The organism is Marinoscillum luteum (assembly GCF_044005705.1).
Lineage (GTDB): Bacteria > Bacteroidota > Bacteroidia > Cytophagales > Cyclobacteriaceae > Marinoscillum > Marinoscillum luteum.
The window spans coordinates 955,827-978,981 of record NZ_JBIPKE010000020.1 but is presented as its reverse complement, the minus strand read 5'-3'; the positions used below and the strand labels follow the sequence as shown (position 1 = coordinate 978,981).

The 23,155-nt window shown below is 46.8% G+C and carries 20 protein-coding genes; 8 read left to right on the top strand and 12 right to left on the bottom strand.

Annotated features, from left to right (window positions below):
• Nucleotides 1-34: 34 nt before the first annotated feature.
• Complete coding sequence (gene crcB / locus ACHKAR_RS21740) at nt 35-409, bottom strand: fluoride efflux transporter CrcB (protein WP_395419595.1); 375 nt, start codon at nt 407-409, stop codon at nt 35-37.
• Entirely contained in the window at nt 406-990 is a 585-nt protein-coding gene (locus ACHKAR_RS21735; RefSeq protein WP_395419594.1) for an acyl carrier protein phosphodiesterase, read from the bottom strand. The genes crcB and ACHKAR_RS21735 overlap by 4 nt, the downstream gene beginning before the upstream one ends.
• Before the next feature lie 120 nt (nt 991-1,110).
• On the opposite strand from ACHKAR_RS21735, the gene ACHKAR_RS21730 reads away from it, so the two are divergent.
• The 6 genes from ACHKAR_RS21730 (at nt 1,111) to ACHKAR_RS21705 (ending at nt 5,858) form a co-directional block, all read left to right on the top strand.
• Entirely contained in the window at nt 1,111-1,506 is a 396-nt protein-coding gene (locus ACHKAR_RS21730; RefSeq protein WP_159582234.1) for a tellurite resistance TerB family protein, read from the top strand.
• Nucleotide 1,507: 1 nt separating this feature from the next.
• Nucleotides 1,508-3,409 (top strand): AAA domain-containing protein, encoded by a 1,902-nt coding sequence (locus ACHKAR_RS21725; protein WP_395419593.1) that lies wholly within the window; start codon nt 1,508-1,510, stop codon nt 3,407-3,409.
• Between the two features lie 83 nt (nt 3,410-3,492).
• Entirely contained in the window at nt 3,493-3,774 is a 282-nt protein-coding gene (locus ACHKAR_RS21720; protein ID WP_395419591.1) for a hypothetical protein, read from the top strand.
• 199 nt (nt 3,775-3,973) lie between these two features.
• Complete coding sequence (locus tag ACHKAR_RS21715; protein WP_395419590.1) at nt 3,974-4,471, top strand: hypothetical protein; 498 nt, start codon at nt 3,974-3,976, stop codon at nt 4,469-4,471.
• A 1-nt stretch (nt 4,472) separates the two neighbouring features.
• Nucleotides 4,473-4,904: a sporulation protein gene (locus ACHKAR_RS21710; RefSeq protein ID WP_395419588.1), complete on the top strand. Its 432-nt coding sequence runs from the start codon at nt 4,473-4,475 to the stop codon at nt 4,902-4,904.
• 90 nt (nt 4,905-4,994) lie between these two features.
• Entirely contained in the window at nt 4,995-5,858 is an 864-nt protein-coding gene (locus ACHKAR_RS21705) for a class II glutamine amidotransferase (protein WP_395419586.1), read from the top strand.
• Between the two features lie 90 nt (nt 5,859-5,948).
• On the opposite strand, the gene ACHKAR_RS21700 is transcribed toward ACHKAR_RS21705, so the two are convergent.
• From ACHKAR_RS21700 to pxpA, 4 genes are all read right to left on the bottom strand, one after another.
• On the bottom strand, nt 5,949-9,227 hold the full coding sequence (locus ACHKAR_RS21700) for a M4 family metallopeptidase (protein ID WP_395419585.1): 3,279 nt from the start codon (nt 9,225-9,227) through the stop codon (nt 5,949-5,951).
• 389 nt (nt 9,228-9,616) lie between these two features.
• A complete protein-coding gene (locus ACHKAR_RS21695) occupies nt 9,617-10,465 on the bottom strand; it encodes a 5-oxoprolinase subunit C family protein (RefSeq protein WP_395419584.1) in 849 nt (282 codons plus the stop codon).
• A complete protein-coding gene (gene pxpB, locus ACHKAR_RS21690) occupies nt 10,458-11,183 on the bottom strand; it encodes a 5-oxoprolinase subunit PxpB (protein ID WP_395419583.1) in 726 nt (241 codons plus the stop codon). The genes ACHKAR_RS21695 and pxpB overlap by 8 nt, the downstream gene beginning before the upstream one ends.
• Nucleotides 11,180-11,881, bottom strand: a complete 702-nt coding sequence (pxpA, locus tag ACHKAR_RS21685; RefSeq protein WP_395419581.1) for a 5-oxoprolinase subunit PxpA — start codon at nt 11,879-11,881, stop codon at nt 11,180-11,182. The genes pxpB and pxpA overlap by 4 nt, the downstream gene beginning before the upstream one ends.
• Before the next feature lie 65 nt (nt 11,882-11,946).
• Between pxpA and ACHKAR_RS21680 the strand changes: the two genes are divergently transcribed.
• Nucleotides 11,947-13,221 (top strand): metal-dependent hydrolase family protein, encoded by a 1,275-nt coding sequence (locus ACHKAR_RS21680; RefSeq protein WP_395419580.1) that lies wholly within the window; start codon nt 11,947-11,949, stop codon nt 13,219-13,221.
• Between the two features lie 3 nt (nt 13,222-13,224).
• Here the strand turns inward: ACHKAR_RS21680 and ACHKAR_RS21675 are convergent, their stop codons facing one another.
• The 4 genes from ACHKAR_RS21675 to rlmD all read right to left on the bottom strand — a co-directional run bounded on the left by ACHKAR_RS21675 (nt 13,225) and on the right by rlmD (nt 16,699).
• A complete protein-coding gene (locus ACHKAR_RS21675; RefSeq protein ID WP_395419579.1) occupies nt 13,225-13,941 on the bottom strand; it encodes a hypothetical protein in 717 nt (238 codons plus the stop codon).
• A 125-nt stretch (nt 13,942-14,066) separates the two neighbouring features.
• Nucleotides 14,067-14,897, bottom strand: a complete 831-nt coding sequence (locus ACHKAR_RS21670) for a mechanosensitive ion channel family protein (protein ID WP_395419578.1) — start codon at nt 14,895-14,897, stop codon at nt 14,067-14,069.
• Nucleotides 14,898-14,940: 43 nt separating this feature from the next.
• On the bottom strand, nt 14,941-15,303 hold the full coding sequence (locus ACHKAR_RS21665; protein WP_159582221.1) for a hypothetical protein: 363 nt from the start codon (nt 15,301-15,303) through the stop codon (nt 14,941-14,943).
• Nucleotide 15,304: 1 nt separating this feature from the next.
• A complete protein-coding gene (gene rlmD / locus ACHKAR_RS21660) occupies nt 15,305-16,699 on the bottom strand; it encodes a 23S rRNA (uracil(1939)-C(5))-methyltransferase RlmD (protein WP_395419576.1) in 1,395 nt (464 codons plus the stop codon).
• 65 nt (nt 16,700-16,764) lie between these two features.
• Between rlmD and ACHKAR_RS21655 the strand changes: the two genes are divergently transcribed.
• The gene (locus ACHKAR_RS21655; RefSeq protein WP_395419574.1) at nt 16,765-19,344 is read left to right on the top strand and encodes a T9SS type B sorting domain-containing protein; all 2,580 of its coding nucleotides are present in this window, start codon (nt 16,765-16,767) and stop codon (nt 19,342-19,344) included.
• Between the two features lies 1 nt (nt 19,345).
• Here ACHKAR_RS21655 and ACHKAR_RS21650 read toward each other — a convergent pair whose 3' ends face one another.
• On the bottom strand, nt 19,346-21,874 hold the full coding sequence (locus ACHKAR_RS21650; RefSeq protein WP_395419572.1) for a DUF5686 and carboxypeptidase regulatory-like domain-containing protein: 2,529 nt from the start codon (nt 21,872-21,874) through the stop codon (nt 19,346-19,348).
• Entirely contained in the window at nt 21,852-23,015 is a 1,164-nt protein-coding gene (locus ACHKAR_RS21645) for a trans-sulfuration enzyme family protein (protein WP_395419571.1), read from the bottom strand. The genes ACHKAR_RS21650 and ACHKAR_RS21645 overlap by 23 nt, the downstream gene beginning before the upstream one ends.
• Nucleotides 23,016-23,155: the final 140 nt, after the last annotated feature.

Below are 23,155 nucleotides of genomic sequence, written 5' to 3'. Positions count from 1 at the left end.
TTTTTAGTTAACGTTAGTCAGGGAGCATATTGTTTCATGCAAGGAGTTTTTGTGCGATCCACACTCCCAGAAGGCAAAGGGCCAATCCTCCAAAAACACTTACCGTCACATAGGTGACGTACTGATAATATTGAGCTTCTTTCAGAAGCCCGAGCCCCTCTATGGAGAAAGAGGAAAAAGTGGTAAACCCACCGCAAAAACCCGTAATCAGCAGCAATTGGTAAAACTGATTGTTCATTTTTAGGAGTGCCCCAGCCAATAGTCCGATGAGCGCACTGCCTACCAGATTCACAATAAGGGTGCCATATGGGAGGCTTGGGGCCAAAACCCTGAGGGAGTATATGGTAACCAGATACCTGCAAATACTCCCTGCAAATCCGCCAAGGCCTACCAGTAAGATGTTTTTCATAAAGTCTCTAAAAATAATTCTGAGTGCCGGACAAGATCGGGAAAGAAAGCCTCAAATTCGAGTTGGTAGCTCTCATAATCGGTCTTTAAATCCACAGCAGCCTGCTCCATTTTGGAGCGAAACGGCGTTCGCTGACTCATTCCTGTCAAAGCACGGTTGATCCCTTCTACAAATTGATAATTATATAGCCAGTTGTCACGTTCCATGTAAAACAACATCTTTTGGGCACGCTCAGGGATCACATCCCGATAGTGAGTGGTCACCTCATAAAAGGACCGGGTAAAATCCAAAAGAGGTGTCGGATGGTAGTTTTCCCAGAGACTGGCCAAAAAGTGATCATAAAACACATCAGATATTACAGGGGCATAATGATGGTATTTGGGGCGCAATCGCTCCTTGGTTTTGATCACAACTTCATGGTCATCGGTGTACCGGTCGATTTCCCGATGGAGCAAAATCCCCCTTTGGATCGCTGAATCAAACTCTTCCCAAGCTTTTCCTTTTACAAAGTCGCCTATGAAATTGCCAATCATGACACGCTCCTGATTCCCGGATAAGTAAATATGTGCAAGAAAATTCATGGCTGCTTGATTATCAGACTGAGCAAAAGGCTTGTAGGTCTTTTGATTTTAACCTAAGTTTAAAAATTATTTTGTTAGTACCGCTAAACAAAAGAAATTATCGCGCCTAGTTCAACGAATATGATCCGCACACATTTAAATCTCCTGGTACAGCTGGCCAAGGTGGATGGAGTGGTTGTGCAAGACGAAATCGACCTCATCGCTCAGATCGGAGAAGCCAATGGGATGTCTTCCAGTGACATCAGTGCATGCTTTGAAGACTCCTCGCTCATCGAAAATCTGGAAAACCTGACCGATGACGAAAAATACGAATACATCTACAATATTGTCCAGCTCATGAAGATAGATGGGCGATTGTACAAAGAAGAGATTCGCTTTTGTGCAAAACTAGCCAGTAAACTAGGCTACAACGAAGACGTCCTTCTGGAGCTCATGCTCAAAATCTACAGTGATCCTGAAATATCTGCAGACAAGGCATCCCTCAAATCCACCATTCAGCAGTATCTGAAAAAATAGCATGGTTCATTCTGAGCATTTTCTTCGGCTCTTGCTTTTGTTGAAAAAGGAGAGGGTAGAAGACCGGAAGCAGTATGAAAGTAAAATAAGAAATCGTTCGCTGGAAGACCGGAAAAAAGAGGGGGTAACCTGGTATCCGGTGGTAGTTGATAGCTCCTTTCTGGGTACCGGTGAGAAGTGGGTGCTGAAGATGGAGCGCACCACCGATCATGACAAGCGACATTTTTTTCAGGCGGGCTCCTCGGTCAGTATTTTCCTCAATGACCAAAAGAAAAATTTAAGTGCTTCGGGTATTATCAGTAAGGTGTCAGAAAAATACATGACAGTGGTTCTCAACTTTGATGATCCGCCGGACTGGATTGATGAGGGCCGACTGGGGGTGGATTTACTCTTCGATGAAAGCACCTATGACGAAATGGAGCGCACCATGCGCAAACTGGCCGATGTACGTGAGGGTCGGATACAGGAGTTGATTAGTGTGCTACTCGGACATACACAGCCGGGGTTTCACCAGTCTTTTGGCATCAGACACCCCAACCTGAACGATAGCCAGAATGAAGCACTGAACCTGATTAAATCCGCTCGGGATTTAGCGCTGGTTCATGGACCCCCCGGTACTGGCAAAACCACCACCCTGGTGGAGGCCATCAAAGACACGGTGGCAGAAGAAAAACAGGTAATGGTGACGGCAGCCAGCAATGCTGCGGTGGACTTACTGGCCGAAAAGCTCACACAACAAGGGGTGCGTGTGCTCCGTATAGGTCACCCTGCCCGGGTAACCGAAGAGGTGGTGTCATCCACGATAGACGCCAGATTGGCTGAGCATGCAGATGCTAAGCTCCTCAAGGATCTAAGGAAAAAGGCGGAGGAATACCGTGCTCTTGGTAAAAAACACAAACGCCATTTTGGAAGAGAGGAAAGACAGCAACGTACCCTGCTACTGAACGAAGCAAGGACACTGAAGGAAGATGCCCGTATGTTGGAAGATCACATGATCCACGACGAGCTCAATAAAGCGGAGGTGATCGCTTGTACCCTGGTGGGGGCTAATAGCAGTTACTTGCAGAACAGAACTTTCAAGACACTTTTTGTGGATGAAGCTTCCCAGGCACTGGAGCCGGCGAGCTGGATTCCAATCATGAAGTGTGGCAGGGTGGTGATGGCTGGCGATCATTGGCAGCTGCCGCCTACCGTGAAATCACTGGAAGCAGCCAAAGAAGGGTTGTCAGAAACCGTCTTTGGCAGGAATATCGCCAAATGGGACGCTGATGTGATGCTGGAGACACAGTACAGGATGCACGATGATATCATGCGTTTTTCCAATCAGTATTTTTATCAGGGAAAACTCAAAAGCGGGGATATTATCTCTCAAAGAAGACAGCTCTTTGAAAAGTCCGTTCTTTTCATTGATACCGCGGGATGTGGCTTTGATGAAAAGTTGAACCCGGAGACTTTGTCTACCTACAATGTGGAAGAAGGCCGTTTTGTGCTGGCGCAGCTGGACAGGATTTTGAAGGAACTTCCAGAGGCGGACGCCCATCAACTGAAGATTGGGGTGATAGCCCCCTACAAGGCTCAGTCGGAGCTTCTCAAGGCAAATTTGCCAGACCTGGGGTTGCCTGGTGAAGTACTCAAAAATATCACAATCAACTCCGTAGATGCCTTTCAGGGGCAGGAGCGGGACATCATGATGATCTCACTCACCAGAAGTAATGCTGAGGGGATTATCGGTTTTCTCTCCAACGAACGTAGGATGAATGTGGCGATGACACGGGCCCGCCATTTGCTGGTGATGGTCGGAGATTCTGCCACCCTCAGCTCAAACGATTTTTTCGATCAGCTCATCCAGGATCTTCAGCAACGCAATCTCTACCACAGTGCGTTTGAATTCATGTATTCCTGATATTTGGAATACTTAAGAATGATCGGTGCGATGGAGGGCTGATTTGATGCTAAATCGTTATTTTGGTGTTAAAGGAATGCCCTATGAAGACTTGTGCACTGGTTTTTTTAATGATTCCCTCACTGGTATTGGCACAGACGGAAAACGAAATACGAGCGGTCCTCTCTGCTCAGGTGGATTGCTGGAATGCCGGAAATATTCCATGTTTTATGGAAGGATATTGGAAATCCGATCAGCTGGTTTTTGTGGGTAAGGATGGGCTTACATATGGTTGGCAGACTACTTTGGAGCGCTATCAAAGAAATTATCCTGATCGGGCTGCCATGGGCCAACTGGCCTTGATATCCTGGAAATTTACCCGCTGAATACCGATTATTGGTTTGTCATTGGACAGTGGTCGCTGGAGAGAAGTGTCGGGAATGCCAGTGGGCATTTTACGTTACTTTTCAGGCAAATTGATGGCGAATGGGTGATTGTCTCTGATCATTCTTCCTGAAATACCCTCTTACACGGATGATCTTTTATCTTTTTTTCAACAGTTTTAACACCCAAAAATGATTGGATATGGGCTTATTTTCTAAAATCAAAAATTATATCACCGGAGGGGCGGCAAGTGTCAGTGTGGTGTTTGAGAGTCCGATGGTGAATGGAAGTGCCCCGATCCGGCTGTTTGTGACGGCCATTGCCAAAGACGACTGTAAGATCAAAAAAGTCTACTTGAATATCCGTGCGAGGGAAACTTATATCAAGACTGTGACCTATACCGAAACAGATGGAGATGGAAACTCCCGAACATCGACCCGGGATGAAACCCGGTATGAGGATCATTTTCAGAAAGAGATGGTACTAGCGACCGATCTTGAACTAAAGAAGGGGACCGAGGATAAGTGGCTGGCGGAGTTTGAACTCCCTGAGGATGCAAAGGCCACCTATCATGGTAAGAGTGTCTTTTTTAAATGGGAGTTTCAAGCCGGACTGGATATGCCAGGAAATGACCCGGACAGCGGATGGGTGGAGTTGCTGGTGTCTAAGAGCATGAATTATACAATGAACGATCTGTGAAATGAGCATACTGAAAGACCTTAAGAATTTTGTGACGGGCGGTGCGGCCAAGGTGGATCTTGCCTATGACCAGGAGGTGTTGAGTCATGGCGAGTCACTTCAGGTCAGCGTCACCGTGAAGCCTGTGGATGAAACCCTCATTTTTGAAAAAATTTACCTGAGGGTGAAAGCCGTCGAAAGTTCTGCGCATAGTACTACGATATATAGCGAGGAGAAGCTTGTGGCAGAGAATATTCAGATTTCTGCGGGTGAGGAGAAGACCTGGAACACGGAGGTGAGTTTGCCGGAGTCTGCCCCAGCCACCTATATGGGTAGGCATAGCAGTCTTCACTGGTCTGCGCAGGCAGGAGTAGAACTACCCGGGGTGAATCCTACAAGCGACGAAATGAGGTTTGTAGTGAATAAGCGGATGGTTTACCCGGTGCCCGAATAATCAAGGCCTATAAAAAGCAGTACATAGTCGTGAGAATGGTGGGATAATTTCCTATCTTTTATCTCGACAACTGAAAAAATACCCAAGGCCATGTGCCGCTTTACTTTCTATCAGGGTAAGCCAATCAGGATTGGCTCCCTCATCACCGAACCCACGCATTCCCTGATCAATCAGAGCTTTAATGCCCTGGAACGTGACGAACCACTTAATGGCGATGGCTTTGGTCTGGCCTGGTACAATCACTCTATTTCGAATAGTCCGGCTTTCTTTAAGTCCGTTACTCCAGCTTGGAACAACCGTAACCTTATCCAACTGGCTCGCATCACAGAGTCTACCTGTATCATGGCTCATGTACGGGCTGCTACCCAGGGGCTTCAGGTTTCGGAAAATAACTGTCACCCATTTAGCTACCAGCAGTATGCCTTTATGCACAATGGAGATATTGGTGGATTTCACAAAATCCGACGGAAGATTGTTCAATTGCTTTCGGATGAGGCTTTTGAGGAATTAAAAGGGTCTACTGACTCGGAGCACTTTTTTTGTCTGGTGCAGGATGAACTGAAAAAGCGAGATACCCTGCCTCCACATGATCAGATGAGTTCTTCCCTCATGGCTGCCATTCGCAAAGTGGTAGAACTAGGGCAAGAAATGGGAGTGGATGAGCCCAGTTATATGAACATGGTACTGACCGATGGTAGTATATCTGTTGCAGTCAGGTTCACTACGGATATACCAGAAAATGCCGATTCGCTTTATCTGAATGTGGGTAAGCGATATGCCTGTGAAGACGGAGTTTGCCACATGATCAGTCCGGGAGAACACGAAAAAGCGGTGATCATCAGTTCTGAGCCTTTGAGTGATGATCCCGGGTGGGAACCAGTGCCGGTAAACTCGATGGTAGTGGTGAAGGAAGGCTATGTGCTCGATCGACTCACCATTGCCATGGGCGATTGACCTGGGTATAAGATAGTATGGATAAAAAAACGGGTCTTACCAGCTTGCGCTGATAAGACCCGTTTCCCATTCATTAAACCGTTTTATTTACTATCGCTTGAGGAATTTGGTCTGAAACTTACCTCTTTCAGACTCCACTTCCAGGATATAAAGGCCAGGGTGTAGGTCGGATACGTTGAGTGCATTCGCGTTTCCGGAAAGTCTCCTCATTTCTTTTCCTCCCAGGTCAATAATTCTCAAGCCTGAAATGACTTTGAAATCTCCTGTATTGAAATTGAGTACAGCTCCTACCGGGTTAGGATACACTCCGAATGAAGCTTCCGAAAGCTCATGATCCAGAGACTCTGCAAATGACGGGCTGCTGGCCGCAGCAATGCCATTGATACTGGTGGCAGAGATGTTGACTGTGTAGTCTTCTACTTCACCGTAAGAGAAGGTTCCACAGCTTGCAGGCGTGGCGTTCCACACCATGGCTACACGCATTCTGGTAGAACCAAGAGCGGCTCCTCCAGGTACTGTAAAGCTGGCCGAGTAGGTATTTCCATTGGAGGAAGTACCGGTGACCACCTGCTCGCCACTGTCTGAGAAATCACCGTCTTGATTGTAGTCTATCCATACTCTCCAGTTTTCACTGTAAGTAGAGCTGGCAAATCCGGCACTGAAGTAAATCGTGTTGCTGGAGTTGAGTACAAGCGTGGTAGACTGTGAGGTGAAGTTGCCATAGCCACCATTGGCTGCCGAGGAGTTATTAATAGATCCAAGTTGAATCAGGTCAATCCACTCGTAGTTGGTGTTGTTTCCCCTGGCAGTGCAGTACGTCACGTTGTTGGCTGCTGTGGTTACATTCAGTGCAGTACTCTGTGCCGAGTTGTTACCTGCGGCATCTTTCGCGCGTACTCGAAATGCATAGGTAGTACTAGCCGTAAGTCCTGTGACGCTGGTGCTGGTGCCAGATACTGAAGTATAGAGACTGCCGTCTCTGTATACGTCGTAGCCTGTTACCCCTACATTGTCACTGGAAGCACTCCAGGATAGCGTAAGTGAAGTCTGGCTCACTCCCGATGCTGCCAGACCTGTTGGTACAGATGGAGCTGTGGTGTCCGGAGACTGAGTGGTTACATTCACCGTATTGCTGGAAGCAGACTCATTGGCTGCCGCATCCACTGCAGTCACATGAAACGAGTAGCTTGTGCCCGAAGACAAACCAGTGATGTTTGCGGATGTTCCTGTTACCGTACCAATGTTTGTGGAGCCCTGGAATACGTTGTACCCTGTCACACCTACGTTATCAGTTGAGGCAGTCCATGTCAGAGTCAGCGTAGTTTGAGTGACATTGGATGCCGCCAGGCCGGTAGGTTCTGTAGGCGCCTGTGTATCAGCCCCTGATGAGATACAGAAGTTAGTACTCTCAGACGAAGAGAAACTTCCGCCGGTCTTGATGGTGGTAGATCCACTTGAAAGGGTGTAAGACCCACTTCCGTATGAGCAGCAGATACCGTCTCCATAGCTATCATTGATGGTGAAAGTGTAATCACCTGCGGTCAGGTTGATGTCCAGGTTGAGGGTAGATCCATCAGGTTGTGACCCATAGGTTCCACCGGAAGCTACTGTAGTTCCCCCGCTATTCTTCACTGTCCAGCTAGTTTCCTCTGGATAGTTATCAAATGTGATAGACAGGGATAAAGGTGAAGCTACACATCCTACAGGGGCTGAGTAGGCAGCGCCCACACCCACTGCATACCAGGCATTGGTGACGGCTATTTCTTCCGGAGAATCCGCTCCATAGAGGTCCTTAGCTGATTGGATGGCAAAAGTTCTCCAGTCTGCATAGGTGGAATTAGCACCCAGGTAAACAGACTGTGATCTCCATGAGATTGCTGCTGCTTTGTCAATGCCTATACCTGTGACACTATAGTTACTTCCAATGTCATTGGTGCCGGATTTCCCCACTGTCAGGATGTAGAACCAGTGATTACCCACTCCACTGTTGGTGTGTACACCACAGTAGTCATTGCTGCTGTTTGGGCTACAGCTGGTTACGCTTACCCAGTAAGTACCACCATAAGTATCAGGCTGGCTATGGGCGTTAGGGTTGGACATGGATCGGAAAGTTTGTCCAATCTCTGTACCCAGGTTCCATAGGTCCTTGTTGGTGCCGTAGTTTACGTTGGTGTAGTTTTCCACACAGGTACCCCAGATGTCACTAAAGGACTCGTTCATGGCACCTGATTCTTTCTGATAGATCATGCCGGCAGTGTACTCCATGAAAGCATGACCAATTTCGTGGCCGGTGATGTCCACAGTGGTCAGGGGATCCAGTGAGTTACCTTTTCCATACACCATGACGTTGCCATTCCAGAAGGCATTGTCGTTGTAGCCTGAAGGGTAGCCATATACATCTTCAATGTCTGTATTCACATGGCTATTGATGGTAGCGCCTGAGCCATTGTAGCTATTTCGGCCAAAAGTGGTGCTAAAGAAGTCATAAGTGGCTGCAGCACCGAAATGAGCTTCGAGTCCGGCATCATCCTTATCGGCATTGTCAAACTCTGCGGCAGTCCAGCTATTGTTGTTATCCGTGTAATCCGAAGACCCAATAGGAACCCCGGTTGAGTTATTCACGCCAGTAGCAGTGGTAGCATCCCAGGTCACCACGCCATTTCCACGTGAATAGTCCCTTAGTCTGTAGCTACCGGAGTAGCTATCGGTATGGATGGTTTGTGTGCCACTGTAACGGGTCGCTGCGGAACCCACAGCATCCGCAAAGTGGATTTTGCTGTACATCATGAGCGTTTCTCCGCTTTTGGCATCCACAAAGACATCATACCGCTGGTAGGGCCTGAGTGAGATGATTTCAAACTTGTACGTCAGGCGGGCTTCGTCTTTGCCCGTCGTGGCAGCATCAAGTATGACCAACTCAGCTTTTGGCTTCTTTGAGAAGTCTTCATCCCAAATGAATTTTTCAGCCGTAATCTTAGAAGAAGCTTTGTCCAACGCAGCTTGCTCAGAAAGAGTAGGCTTCACGTCTACATTTTCCACTTTGGCAAGTTTCCCCGAAAGATGTGAAATCTTGCCTGATTTGGAGTGTACGGTGTATTCTGATCCGAATACTTTGACACCCTCATAATAGTGCTGATACTTCTCATGCTTTATTCCAATCTGATCCATTTCAGATTTCATGAGCTGCATGTCATCAGCACTCTGTAACTGAAGTTTTTCTCGTAGTAGAGTTTTTGCGTTTTGATTAGGAACTTCCTGCACAGAAATCAATTGAGGAGATTTGAAATCTTTTGCAGGCTTACGCTCACTTTGGGCATAGGTTAGCAATGATGCCCCCATTAGGGTCATTGCAAGTAATTGTTTTCTCATGTGTGTTTTGAATTAGGTTTTGAACTTACGTTTGAATTAGGTTGAATTTAACGGTTTAATTAGTGTTGCATAGTAATATTGTCTTTTGTGTGGTTCTCAAAATTTTTCAACAGCGGGAAGTTGTTTGAGTTGACTTTTTAGTCGGTAATCTTACTGGTAGCCAGTCAAATGTATAAAAAACTTTTAACACAAATCAAGAGACCTAATGATGTTTTGTGAAAGTGATGTGTGGCTGGTTTTTATTCCGAAATATGTCCGATTGTGAAATTTAATTTGTGAATTTCTAGCGATTTTCAGGAAATAGCGAAGCATGTAGGTACATGTAGGATTGAGGGCTGTCGGTATATTTACCTATCCAGTCAGTTCTTCATCAAGCATGGGGAAATAACTCAAGCTAGCTGAAATAGAATTGATTGACCATTGGTTTTCTGTGCCAGTTGATCAATGCTTTCGTTGGTAAGTTGGAGAACCCGAGGGTACCCACCTGTCACCTGGGCATCTCTCATAAGAACGATAAGTTGTCCAGAGGGGGTGAACTGTACTGTGCCCGGGATAACCGGAGCTGTGACGATCTCCATCTGATGAGGAGGCATGTCGGGATGTTTGAGTTGATAGCCCATTCTATCATTCCGCTGGATAAGGAAACTACTGGTAAGGAGCATCTGTCGGGTGGACTTCTCCAGTAGGTCAAATTCCGGGCCCGGAGATGCTTTCAGTATTTTGTTCGTAAAGTGCTGTGGATCTGTATGGATGAGGGCATGATTTCTACCTGATTGTACCTGTGACTTGTACGCCAATCTATCCCCTTGCTGGAGGCTTCCGGATGGAGTGACCATGGGGTACTGTGAATAGCTCCCCAGCACTTTTGGACAATCGAACCCGCCTTTGATGGAAAGATAGGTGCGGATGCCTTGTATAGGCTTGCCAAAGGAGAGCGTTTGACCGCCCTTCACCTGTACACTTTGATTCATTCCGATCGCACTTCCGTCCAAATTTGGGCTCAGGTTTGCTCCGGTGAGGACGATGATGGCTGATTCCGTAAATTGGAGTTGAGGTCCCATCATGGTGATTTCGATTACCGGAGTATCCTCTTCGTTATTGGTCAGGAGATTGGCCAGTTGTGCACTTCTTTGATCCATGGCTCCGCTCAGCGGCACACCAAAGTGCCTCCAGTGCCCTCGCCCAAGGTCTTGGATGGAGGTGTGTAAACCGGTTTTTTTGACGATTATTTCACCCATCGAGCGAGGTGGTTTTAGGGTTGTATTTGCCTTGTGCTATTAGCTCTTTGATGGACAGATATTCATCCACCTCCACTGCGTTGAATTTCACTTCGTCTCCCATGCGAATAAAGCATGGAGGGTTTTTGGAGGGGTCAAACATTGGGACGGGGCAATTGCCAATGACGTGCCATCCTCCTGGTGATGAGGAGGGATAGATGCCAGTCTGGCTTCCGCCAATGGCCACGGAACCTTGCTGAATTTTACGTGTGGGGGTTTGTTTTCGAGGGTGATGTAATGCTGTGGGCAGGCCACCCAGGTACATGAACCCTGGGAGAAACCCAAAGAAGTGTACAGAATAGCTCGTTTGGGTATGGAGGAGGATGATTTCTTCAGGATCGATTTTTTTGACCTCAGCCATTCTCGGAAGATCAACGCCATAAGCTTCAGCATAACACACGGGCAGTTCCCAGCATGGTCTTTCTGATTTTTGCCCTTCCTTCAGATCCAGCTTGCGGATACTTTCCTGAAGTTTGGCTGCCGAAATCCGATCTGAATCAAAATGGATGGCGATACTGCAATAGGCTGGATAGCAGGTGATGATTTGTTCTGCCAGCTCATTTGAAATGGCTTTGAAATAGTCAGTAACCGAGGTGAGCGTCTCCTTATTGATCACCTCTGGCCACTCCATCAATAACGTTTCCGGACCAAGCGTACGGAAAACTACTTTTGGATTCATGACACTTTCAGGTGATGGAGGGCTTGCAGGATTTTCAGGGCATCAGGGTTATCACCATGTACACAGAAGGTTTCGGCCACAAATTCTATTTCATCTCCCTCTATAGAGATGAAGATGCCTCTGTCGGAGATGGATTTCACCTGTTCCACAGCGTCATTGGCCTTAGAGATCACACCGGCAGGGTTTTTTCGCGAAACCAGGGCCATGTTGCTGTGATATCTTCTGTCTCCATAGCCCTCAAAGCGTACTTTGATCCCTTGTTCTTCGGCCATTTGAGCGATGGTGGACTTCCATGGGGCCATCAGCAAGGTGCCCGGGTAATCTTTAATGACTTCAAGAACGGTCCAGGCGATTTCAGGATCTACCGCTGCCATGTTATACAGTGCCCCGTGAGGTTTGATGTGTTCGATATCCGGATAGATTTTTCTCAGGGCATCGATCTGTGTACGCAGTGTGTCAGATAACGCATTTTTCTCCATTCGCATCGGGATCCGGCCAAAATTGGCCTGATCAGGAAATGACGGATGAGCTCCTATAGAAACGCCATGTTTTAATGCCAGATCCACCGTCTTTTGCATGGAACTTTCATCCCCTACATGCCCCCCGCAGGCTATGCAGCACTCATTGAGGAAAGGCATCAGAAGATGGTCATTCCCTATGTTTTCACCCATGTCACTGTTGATGGTCCAGGTTTTCATTGTCTCTAGTTATGAATCTGTATCAGAAATTAGTTGTATTTTAAAGAGAAAAACAAACATCAACAATGAAAAGTCTATTTGCATTTATTCTCATCACCTTCTGTGGGGTAGTTTCGGCACAGCAAAAGCTCATTTATGCGGGGAGATTAATTGATGGAGTGGGAGACAAGATACAGACGCAGAAGACGATCATTGTGGAGGATAAAAAGATCGTCGCAGTAGTGAATGGGTATCAGGCTCCTGAGGCTGGTGATGTGGTGATTGATTTGAAAAACATGACGGTGATGCCGGGACTCATAGATATGCATGTGCATTTGGAGCATGAGACCAGTACTGATGGATACCTCAAAAAATTTACGATGAATGAAGCGGATGTAGCTTTTGAGGCAGCGGCCTTTGCCGAGGTGACCTTAATGGCCGGATTCACAACGGTGCGGGATTTAGGAGGAATGGGTGTGAATATTTCTTTGCGAAATGCGATTAATAAAGGAGTGATAGTGGGCCCCAGGATTTTTACTGCAGGGAAGTCCCTGGCTATTACCGGAGGGCATGCAGACCCTACCAATGGATACAGAAATGATTTGATGGGTGATCCCGGTCCGCGAGAAGGCGTGGTGAATGGTGCTGCAGATGCCATGAAAGCAGTGCGTCAGAGGTATAAGGATGGTGCCGACCTGATTAAAATTACGGCAACAGGGGGGGTGCTTTCGGTAGCCAAAGATGGAAGTGGCCCGCATTTTAGTGAAGGTGAAATAGAAGTGATCGTGAAGACTGCCAATGATCTGGGTTTTCAGGTGGCGGCTCATGCCCATGGTGACGAGGGCATGCAGCGAGCTGTCAGGGCGGGAGTGAAAACGATAGAGCATGGAACTTATATGTCTGAAGCGACCATGAAGCTCATGAAGGAAAAAAATGCCTATTATATCCCTACCATTACTGCTGGGATGTCTGTGGCTGAGCTCTCCCGGGTGGCAGGTTATTATCCCGACATGGTGGCAAAAAAGGCTGCTGTCATTGGCCCACAGATCAGCGAAACATTTACCCGAGCCTATAAAATGGGTGTGCCCATAGGATTCGGTACGGATGCCGGAGTTTTTCCGCATGGGGAAAACTATAAAGAATTTATCTACATGGTGGAAGGCGGAATGCCTGCCATGGAGGCGATTAAATGCGCTACTTCGGTGAATGCCTCTATTTTAGGCGTTTCAGACCAGTTGGGGAGTATTCGTGTCGGTCTTTATGCAGACATTGTGGCTGTGGATGGCAACCCTCTAGACGATATTGACAACATGGGTAAGGTCAACTTTGTGATGAAAGAAGGTGTGGTTTATAAAGACTGAATATTATTGAGTCAGTTGCTGCAATAGCACTCGAAGATCTCCATTGAGGTTGCCGCTGGCGTGTGCTTCCAGCGCATTGATCATATACTGAGGGATCTTTTCACCTGCATCTTTTTTGCTTTGGATATCCCTGAGTAGTTGCTGTAGTTCGGTGACCTGATCCAGAAGACCACTTATTTCTTTGACTCCTTCAGTCACATTGGACTTGGCTTCAGTATTGAGGCATTGGGTATTGTAGTCATTTACCAGCGACGAAAGATCCGAGATTTTATATGCTTTGTTTTTGATGGCTTGTACGATAGACGGGCACTCGTTCAGGAAGTCGGCAGCCACTGATCGAAACCCGAAGGTGGGTATTTCCTGACCTTCGCCCGTGACTTTATATAAGAATTTTGGGTCAAAATCATAGTTGTCCTCAAATCGGAATGAATATAAACCCAGGTATCCCGGTGTGATTTCTTTCATCATCCGGTACTTGTCGCCATGTTTTATGCTTTTGTATAGGTCTTCATTGATACGCACCGCGATGATCTGGCCTGAATGGAATGTTCTTGTTTCGTTCTCAGTGGTTACGGTGACTTTTTCTGTCAGCTTTTCCTGTAGCAATAGGGATACTTTGCCTCGGAGAGTGTCCTTTGATGATGTGATCAGGTAGTCGGTTTGCGCCTGAGTATAAAGTGAGGAGGTGATTAGAAAGCTTAACACAAGAAGTATTCGCATGGGGTATTTGATTTTTGAGATTTCGAAAATATATCAATTTTCGTTCTCCAGACCCTTATCTTACTTCTGAGAGGAAAAAAAACGCTCCTCAAAACTTTGAGGAGCGTGCATGATTCTTTTATTTCTTATTTCTGATTGTGCATGTGTACATCCAGTTGTGGAAAAGGGATGTTGAGGCCTTCTTTCGCAAATTCCTTGTATACTTTTTCGTTCATATCGAAATATACCGGCCAGAGGTCTCCCGCCTTAGACCAGGTACGTACCACAAGATTTACAGAGCTATCGCCCAGAGAATGCACCGCAATAAAAGGTTCGGGCTCTTTGAGGATGCGCTCATCTGCATCAATAAATTTTCTCAGGAGCGTTTTGGCTTTGTCTACATCATCTCCATAGGCAATTCCAAACTTCCATTCATTTCGCCGATCTTCTTCCTGTGAGAGATTGGTCATGTCCGAGTTGGCAAGTGTGCCATTGGGGATATAGACCACTTTCTTATCGAAGGTGTTGATGATGGTATAGAAAATATGGATTTCTTTCACTGTACCCGTGTAACCTTTGGCATCAATGACGTCACCAACCTTGAAAGGTCTGAGGAGGAGGATAATCACCCCACCAGCAAAATTTTGCAATGTGCCCTGCAAGGCCAGACCAACCGCCAGACCAGCGGCACCTAGTATGGCGATAAAACTCGTGACTTCAATACCTACCATCCCAATGACAGAGATAAAGAGCATCACTTTTAGCAATGCGCTAAGGAGTGTTTTCAGGAACGGTGTGAGGGAACGGTCAAAATTTCTTTTCTCCATGACACGGCCAAATCCGCGTGTGAGCATACTTATGATCCAGAGACCAATGATAAGCGTGATGATGGCCAGGACCACTTTGGGACCATACTCCCATACATACTCCATGGCGATGGCTGATAGGTCTGTGATTTGATTTACTTGTTCTTCCATACAGGTAGTAATGTTTTATTCAGTGATTTTGTTATGAAAAATGTCAATCTTCAGGAAACGGTATGAATAAGAAGTTGGTGAATTCTCTGTCTACGATGAACAGACAGCAGTACTCATCGGGATCTTTGTATGCTTCTTTGAATTTTGCTTCCTCAGCAATGAGTTGCCGCTGAGCAAACTCCTCCATGAAAGAGGCGTAGTAATTCCATTCATTTTCCAGTTTGCCTTTTTCGTAGAGCAGCTGACCAATGGGTACATCTTCTTTGGATACCGGGAATACCGGGTATTCAGAAAAACCCTTCTTCCTGATGAGGTAGGATGCCTCTTTGAGGTACTCGGAGACTTTCACAAAATCAGAAGAGATTTTGCCGAGGTATTTCGGGTCTAAAGTAGGATCGTTTTGCATCTTATTTTGCTTTTAATAGCATCACATTCTCCACATGATGGGTTTGAGGAAACATATCCACAGGCTGCACTGCCACCACTTCAAAAACGGGAGAGAGTAGTTCCAGATCGCGCGCCTGTGTGGCAGGATTGCAGCTTACATACACCAGTTTTTTCGGTTTTATCTCGTTGATCATCTCCACCACCTTTTGATGCATACCAGCCCTTGGCGGGTCAGTAATGATCACATCCGGGTGTCCGTGCTTCTTCACAAAGTTGGCATTGATCATATCTTTCATATCTCCTGCCAGGAAGGTAGTGTTGGTGATCTGATTCAGCTCAGAGTTGATCCGGGCGTCAACAATGGCCTCTTCCACAGATTCCACCCCGATGACCTTTTGAGCTTTCTTCGCTACAAAGTTGGCAATGGTGCCTGTGCCGGTGTAGAGGTCGTAGACTACCTCATCGCCTGTTAGATCTGCAAATTCTCTGGCCACTTTGTATAGTTCATAGGCCTGAATGCTATTGGTCTGATAGAATGATTTGGGCCCGATGCGGAACCTGAGGTCTTCCATCTCCTCATGTATGAAACCTTCTCCATGAAATGTATGAACAGGCAGGTCGTAGAACGTTTCGTTTTGTTTGGGGTTGATGATGTAAAGCAACGAGGTGATTTCCGGAAAGCCATCTTTCAAGTGATTTAGAAGTGAAGTTATGGCAGACTGATCCTCATAAAACACTTGCAGGATCACCATCAGGTCTCCGGTGGTGGAAGTACGGATGATCAGGTTTCGCAGTAGTCCCTCTTGTTTTTTCAGATCGAAAAACGTGAGTTCGTTTTTCTCTGCGTACGCCTTTACGGCAAGTCGAATCTGGTTGGACGGATCACCCTGCAGCCAGCAGTGGTTGATGTCGAGTATTTTGTCAAACCTTCTGGGAATATGAAAGCCGAGTGCATTGCGGCTAAGCTCGTCATTGTCTTCTATCTCCTCACGTGTGAGCCATCGCATGTTGGAGAAGGTGTACTCCAGCTTATTTCTATAATACGTGGTGTTGGCAGATCCTTTGATAGGGAGTAGCTCAGGGAGAGCCGTCTTGCCAATTTTGGCCAGGTTGTGAGCTACATGGTCTTGTTTGTGCTTCAACTGGGCATTATACTGTATATGCTGCCATTTACAGCCGCCACAGGTGCCAAAGTGCTCACAGAAAGGGTCTGTTCGGTCTGCGGACTTTTCATGAAAGTGGATGATCTCACCCAGGAGAAATTTCTTTTGTTTTCCAACGATTCGCACATCCACTATGTCACCTGGCGCACCATTGGCTACAAAAATGACTCTGTTCTCATGACGTCCCACACTCTTTCCGTCAGATGATACACCGGTAATCTCCAGCTTTTCGATAACTTTACTTGCCTTCATTGGGCGCAAAGCTACTAAGAGTTTCTGAGGCGTTCTATTGGGGTATGGGGCAAAAACAATGTTCTATGGGATTAAGACTTGGTATGAAAAAGTTTTCTCTTTTCATCTGCGCGTTGATGCTCTTTTACGGTTTGGAGGCTTTCCATATCGTAGGGGGGGAGATTGAGTTCATTACCATTGAACCTGGCGTCTATAGGATCAACCTCATACAATACCGCGACGAAGCCCAGCAGCAGAATACCGATCCCGACGGCTCAGTGACGGTGTACGTCTACTCAAACAAGGACCACCGACTCGTTTCAACTCATTTGCTTCCTCTCTCTGCCGTGAGTGATGTGTTTTATACCAATCCGGAGTGTTCCATAGAAGAGTTGAAGACCTCCAGAGTGGTCTATACCAGTGTGGTGGAACTGGAACCTGCACGGTATGCCGATGCTGAGGGATATTACATCGAGTGGGAGCGTTGTTGCCGAAACGTGGACATTGTGAATGTGGAAAATCCTAGGGATACCGGGATGAAATACGTGGTGGAGATACCTCCACTTTGGAAAAATTGGAAACCATTCATCAATTCTTCTCCGGTATTATTGAAGCCACTGAGTGACTATGCCTGCGTTAATCAACTGTATTATACCAATTTCACAGGCACGGATCCCGATGGTGATTCGCTGGTTTATCGCCTGGTCACCCCTCTCAATAGCTCTGCTTCAGATCCTGCCGTGCCAATTCCTCAGCCTAAGCCTCATATACCTGTTTACTGGGCCGAGGGATATTCTTTGGAGAATACTGTTCCGGGAAATCCACCACTTCGCATTACGAGCCAAGGCTTGTTGACAGTTAATCCTAAAACCAAAGGGCTGTATGTGTTTTCTGTTTTGGTGGAAGAGTGGCGGGATCAGGTGAAAATAGGGGAGGTGCAGCGTGATTTTCAAATGCTGGTGAGAGATGGCTGCGATCCTCCGGACCCTCCGGTAGTGGGTATCCAAATACCAGGCAACGATAGCTTCGACCCGGAGGTGGACGTGCTTACTTATGCGCTGGAGGATGATAAATGTTTTGACTTCTTTGTTACCAATATCTCCGTAGGAGAGCAAATCACACTCCGGGCTGTTCCGGTTAATTTTGATGAAGAGCTAGATGATCTATTTAGTATCACTCAGTCCTTTGTAAATCCAGGTCAGGATACGTTGGTCGTGCAGGTATGTGCGCCCGGCTGTCCGCCCATAAGAGATGGTCCTTTTATTATTGATCTGATCGCCAGCGATGATGCCTGCCCACTTCCACAAATGGATACCGCAAGACTCACTATTGTTGTAGAGCCCCCTCCGAACCAGTTTCCGGATTTCACCTCCCTTGGTTCAGGCTATACGATCAATGAAAATGAGGTGCTCACACTTGGTTTTACCGCGACTGATGCCGATAATGACAGCCTGGAAATGATTATGTATGTGCCGGGAATAGAAGACCCGTCCGAACTGGGGTTATTTGTGGAAGTGACACGTTCTGAAAATGGGCTGATGGAGGGCACCCTTACCTGGGATACCAATTGCCAGATATATGACTTCTCCAGTTTGAAGAACTTTCAGTTGGCGCTCCTTCCTGAGGATTTTGATATATGTGAGGTGGAAAACCCCAATGTGGTATGGTTGAATATGGGGGTGATTTTGCCTCCGAATACCAGCCCTGAGGTTACATTGGCGTCCGATCATGTGATTACTGCCAGGGATGGTGATGTGATTAGTTTTGATGTGCTCGCAACGGATTTGGATCAGGACACTGTCAATCTGAGTTTACAACCGTTGGGGTTTCAGGGATCTGGTATTGGAGTGAGTTTCGCGGAAGCGAGTGGTGTGGGTAGCGTCAATTCACTTTTTCAGTGGGAGGTGGACTGCAGCCTGCTGGACCTGGCGGAGAAGCGAACGTACGAGTTTTTGTTTATAGCGGAGGATGAGGATCGATGCGACGAGGTAAATCAGGACACTGTGGTGTTTACAGTGAACCTGGACATTCCTGAAAACAACCGCCCTGAGATGCGGGAGTATGCAGATACCGTCTTGAAGATCAATGTGCCTTTTGAAATGGATATTTCTGCATTCGATTTTGATGCCGGAGATTCAGTGACCATTGAGTTTTTGAATCCCTCCAGACTGCCCAGATCAGAGTCCCTTTTCTTTGAACGCAAGACAGGACTTGGGGAGGTTACTTCTACTCTTTACTGGACACCCGAGTGCTCCCTGTTGGATTTGGGGCAGGAGTCTGGCTTCTTCGAAATCTCCTTTCTGGCCTATGATGACGCTTGCCCTGTACAGAAGCAGTACACCATGAGTATCACTTTTGAGGTGCGGGAGACCCAGGAGTTGTTTTTGGGGTTTGAGCCTCCTAATGTTTTTACCCCCAATGGAGACGGGCACAATGATACCTATACATTGACCAACCTGACGCAGCCACGGCAAAACCTGCCCCCCGATAACTGTGATGATGCTTTTCAGTACATCAGCATTCACGACCGGAGTGGCATCAGCGTTTTTCGTAGCGAGCAAAGGGATTTTGTGTGGGATGGCAAGAATGTACCCTCTGGCGTGTACTATTATGTGATCAAATATGATCAGACTCAATACAAAGGGTTTCTGCAGGTTCTTAAGTAACTCAGAATCCAGCCCCAAACCTTATTCCGGCTCGGGAATGCTGGCCGTTGGTCACGCTGGTATAAAAATCTACCCTGAAGAACTTCAGGATGTGTTCTATCCCCGCACCGAATTCAAAGTAGTGCCCTAAAACAGGCGTAGTGAGGTAATTTACCGACCCTACCGCTTGCAGGTTCAGCCGCCGTACACCGGGAATTTTATTAAAGATAAATTCATTGAAGTGGTGCTCATAATGGGCCTGAAGAAAACGATCCTGTGTACTGTAAGGATAGTAGTCCAATAATTGAAACTGATTTTCGCCTTCTGCTTGCCGGATGTAGGTGAGGTTGCCATTGAAGTGGTGAAAATCAGGGAAGTACATTCGGCGTGTATTGAGAAATAATCCTGTCTGAGCACTTATTTTACTTGTGCCTACCTGGCCCACCCGAAGACTATATTCTGATCCTACTTTCACCAGATCGTAGTTGGTGTCTCCTCCGAGGAGGTTGATTCCTTTCTTGTAGGAAACATATACATCTGGGTATTCAGAACTAAGGATGATTTTACGGTCAGGACGTTCTATGTATTGCTGAGCAAACCGGATACGCAATCGAAAAGAGGCAGTGAGGGTCTGGTGTTTTGGGAAGTCTGTAGCTGCCAGTTCCTGATTAACAGGCGTGTTTGGGTGGAATGTTTTGTCAAACAGGTTGTAGGAGGCCGTGTTTTCGAGTGTCTCACGTTGCTCATAGCTCAGTTTGCCATTGAGGAGGACTCCATTCATGAGTTCTTTCTGATAGCCAAAATAGGTGAAATATTTTTGAAACAGGCGCATGTAGTTTTCTCCTCTGACCAGCGTGAAGAAGCTGTTGCTGAAAGGGGTGATGGGCTCCTGCTCGTTCACCTGAAAGACATAACGCCCGAGCCCTCCGGTGAGGATCAGCCTTTTTTTGAGGTTGATCATTTTGGTCACTTCCACTTTCGCCTGCAGCTTTTTATTTGAAAACCCATATCGCAGGCCAGGTTTGATGGTGTAGTCAAAAGACTGCTCAGTTCTTTTCTGAAATGAAAACTCCAGGTTAGTGACCAGTCCTTCTACGGAATTGTACTGAAGTCCCTCCACAAGTGTGGGGAAGCTAAAATACCTTCGGTTGTAGCTGTTGAAGTGGGTATAGCCATTGAAGAATAAATTGCCGGGTTTGAATTTGTTTCTGACCTGATCTATGGAATCCTTGTAGGGCTTGGATTTCCTGATCACACCGATGGAATCCTTTATTTGGTAGTCGCGCACCTCTATTTCGGTCAGAGGAATGGGCCTGACACTTGCCCAGTAAATAGAGTCCTTTTCATTGGCTCCGTCCACCACGGTCACTACCGCGTTGGAAAAATCTTCTTTGGAGAGGAGGGTTTCTTTAGCAGGCTCTTTTTGGGACTTTTTGGCCACCTTTTTAGGGATTTCCGTCACCGTTTTTGGGTCCTTAGCACGTGGTTGCCAGTAGTTGGGTTCCACCTGATAGTTTCTGTAGATGGCTGTAAAATGCCCACTGCCTTTGAAGCCAAAAGCTCTGAACTTAAAGGTAAAGCGCTGCGAAATGGGCATCCAGATATCATAATCTACAGGAGCGAATACCTGATTGAAAGAAAGTGAATCCAAAAACTCGATGCCATTGTCTTTGGTGAGCTTCACATCCACACTATGGATACGCCAGGAGTCTTCTATGATGTATAGGTAGCCGCTGAACACCGGGTCTGTTTTACGTTTGGGGATGATCTTGATTTTGTTGATGAAAAGTCCGTTTTCTACTATAGTACCAGCCATTTGGTAATCGTAGTACAGAAATGCATTGTTGGCAATGGGTGAGATAAAGGAACGCTCGCTCAGGCCTTCTATGAAAAAACTGTTTTCATAAAGGTTGATCCTCATCTCGGAGGCCTGGTTATAGCTGAAGGCATTGTTGTTTCCACTCACTTTAGAGGAGATCATAGTCTCATTCACTTTGTCGGGGTGCAGGTACTTGAGTTTGGAGATGGACTCAGAGAGGTAGACAATACCCGTATCGATGGTGACCGTCATACCCAAAAGGCTATTGGGTTTTTTATCCAGTCGCTGCAGCCCTTTGATGTACACTTCGCAGGTGTATGCACTTACCTCATCAGCATAATACTTGCGTTTTCTGATGGCATTGCGGATCACCTGGCGCGCCGGATCTTTTTCACTTGCTGAGATGACCACTTCTTTGAGTACCAGTGTTTCCGGTGCCAGTTCAAAGTTGATTGTGGCGTGCTCCCCGGGGGGCAGGTCTATCGTTTGTGTCTGCCGTGCATAGCCGATGTATTGTGCCACAATGGTGGCAGGTCCGGCATCAAAGGTAAGTTGATAGCGTCCGTCTGCATTGCTGGTGGTGCCATTGGTACTTCCCTCCACATACACAGTAGCAAAGGGCAAGGCCTCTCCAGATTCACTCTGGATCATACCTGAAATGGTATTTTGCCCCTGGAGGAGCATCGGACAAAGCCAGAATGTGAAGAGACTAATCGATAATTTCCAATGCATTGGTGAGATCGTCTATTAAGAGCCCGGAATCCTCCAAACCTACATAAAGTCTTATTCTGTTGATGGCGGTATCAGGTTTATTGTAGTTGAGGGAGCTCATCGTGGTGATGGCTGGAAAAGCCAGTGATTCAAAACCACCCCAGGAGCATCCGAGTTTGAAACGCTTTAATGTATTGCAGAATTGTTCCACCTGATGAGCATTGTTCGTTTTGAGGTCGATCGTCATAAGTCCGCCATTTCCTGAAAGGTATTTCTCTACCAGCTCAGGTTGAGCAAAGGATTCTGAATGGGTGTAAAACAGGTGGGCAATTTTGGGATGCTTTTCGAGAAACCGGGCTACTTCCAGGGCGTTTTTGCTCACTTTTTCCATGCGCAGCTCCAGTGACCTGAGTGATCGGATCATCAGCCAGGCTTCCAGCGGGGAGATGATGGCCCCGAAAGTCATGTATTCATTTTTGAAAATAGATAGGTAAATATCCGAAGAGGTGCACAAAACCCCCGAGACCACATCGGCATGTCCCGACAGGTATTTGGTGGAAGAGTGAACGATGATGTCGACACCATAGCGCGCGGGTTTCTGATACAAAGGTGAAGCGCAACTATTGTCCAGGATGGTACGGATGCCTTGCTGTTTGGCAAAAGTGGTAATCACTTCAATGTCCTGCATCTCGTAGGTCCACGAGTTGGGGCTTTCCAGGTAGATCAGTCGGGTGTTCTCTCTTACATGCGCCAGAATGGCCTCAGTGTCTGAAGCCTCTACAAAATCACTGGCCACAGAAAATTTGGCTAAAATACCTTCGATCAGCTTTTTGGTCCAGCTGTATGGGTTGGAGATACAGACGATGTGGTCACCGGCTTTTACCTGTGAGATGATGGCTGCGGTGATGGCTGCACTTCCACTGGCAAAGATCAGTGAATGCTCGGTTTCTTCCAGTGCGGCTATTTTCTCCTGAAGTACCTGCACCGTAGGGTTGGCCCCACGGGTATAAAACGGAATGTGATCCTCGTGCTGCAGAGCCGTTTTCATCTGGTCCAGGGTGGGAAAAATGAAGTTGCTGGTTTGGTAGATCGGAGGGCTGGCTGATGTCCCGCCAAAGGGGGTACTTTCACCCAGGTGAAAGAGGATATCATCTATGTTCATGGGCTAAAAATAGAGCATATCGGTCACATCCTGTTTTGTGCATGAATTATGAAACCATACAGGATTATGGAGGGTCTTTGATATTTCCATATATTATTTGGAGAAATAATGGGAATATTTAAAAAATTGAAATCAAAATT

Coding starts and splice junctions, on each gene's coding strand:
- ACHKAR_RS21655 (WP_395419574.1), top strand. CDS start 16,765: ATGGGATTAAGACTTGGTATGAAAAAGTTTTCTCTTTTCATCTGCGCG.
- pxpA (WP_395419581.1), bottom strand. CDS start 11,881: ATGAAAACCTGGACCATCAACAGTGACATGGGTGAAAACATAGGGAAT.
- ACHKAR_RS21680 (WP_395419580.1), top strand. CDS start 11,947: ATGAAAAGTCTATTTGCATTTATTCTCATCACCTTCTGTGGGGTAGTT.
- ACHKAR_RS21675 (WP_395419579.1), bottom strand. CDS start 13,941: ATGCGAATACTTCTTGTGTTAAGCTTTCTAATCACCTCCTCACTTTAT.
- ACHKAR_RS21735 (WP_395419594.1), bottom strand. CDS start 990: ATGAATTTTCTTGCACATATTTACTTATCCGGGAATCAGGAGCGTGTC.
- ACHKAR_RS21720 (WP_395419591.1), top strand. CDS start 3,493: ATGAAGACTTGTGCACTGGTTTTTTTAATGATTCCCTCACTGGTATTG.
- pxpB (WP_395419583.1), bottom strand. CDS start 11,183: ATGAATCCAAAAGTAGTTTTCCGTACGCTTGGTCCGGAAACGTTATTG.
- ACHKAR_RS21730 (WP_159582234.1), top strand. CDS start 1,111: ATGATCCGCACACATTTAAATCTCCTGGTACAGCTGGCCAAGGTGGAT.
- ACHKAR_RS21700 (WP_395419585.1), bottom strand. CDS start 9,227: ATGAGAAAACAATTACTTGCAATGACCCTAATGGGGGCATCATTGCTA.
- crcB (WP_395419595.1), bottom strand. CDS start 409: ATGAAAAACATCTTACTGGTAGGCCTTGGCGGATTTGCAGGGAGTATT.
- rlmD (WP_395419576.1), bottom strand. CDS start 16,699: ATGAAGGCAAGTAAAGTTATCGAAAAGCTGGAGATTACCGGTGTATCA.
- ACHKAR_RS21705 (WP_395419586.1), top strand. CDS start 4,995: ATGTGCCGCTTTACTTTCTATCAGGGTAAGCCAATCAGGATTGGCTCC.
- ACHKAR_RS21715 (WP_395419590.1), top strand. CDS start 3,974: ATGGGCTTATTTTCTAAAATCAAAAATTATATCACCGGAGGGGCGGCA.
- ACHKAR_RS21670 (WP_395419578.1), bottom strand. CDS start 14,897: ATGGAAGAACAAGTAAATCAAATCACAGACCTATCAGCCATCGCCATG.
- ACHKAR_RS21665 (WP_159582221.1), bottom strand. CDS start 15,303: ATGCAAAACGATCCTACTTTAGACCCGAAATACCTCGGCAAAATCTCT.
- ACHKAR_RS21650 (WP_395419572.1), bottom strand. CDS start 21,874: ATGCATTGGAAATTATCGATTAGTCTCTTCACATTCTGGCTTTGTCCG.
- ACHKAR_RS21695 (WP_395419584.1), bottom strand. CDS start 10,465: ATGGGTGAAATAATCGTCAAAAAAACCGGTTTACACACCTCCATCCAA.
- ACHKAR_RS21645 (WP_395419571.1), bottom strand. CDS start 23,015: ATGAACATAGATGATATCCTCTTTCACCTGGGTGAAAGTACCCCCTTT.
- ACHKAR_RS21710 (WP_395419588.1), top strand. CDS start 4,473: ATGAGCATACTGAAAGACCTTAAGAATTTTGTGACGGGCGGTGCGGCC.
- ACHKAR_RS21725 (WP_395419593.1), top strand. CDS start 1,508: ATGGTTCATTCTGAGCATTTTCTTCGGCTCTTGCTTTTGTTGAAAAAG.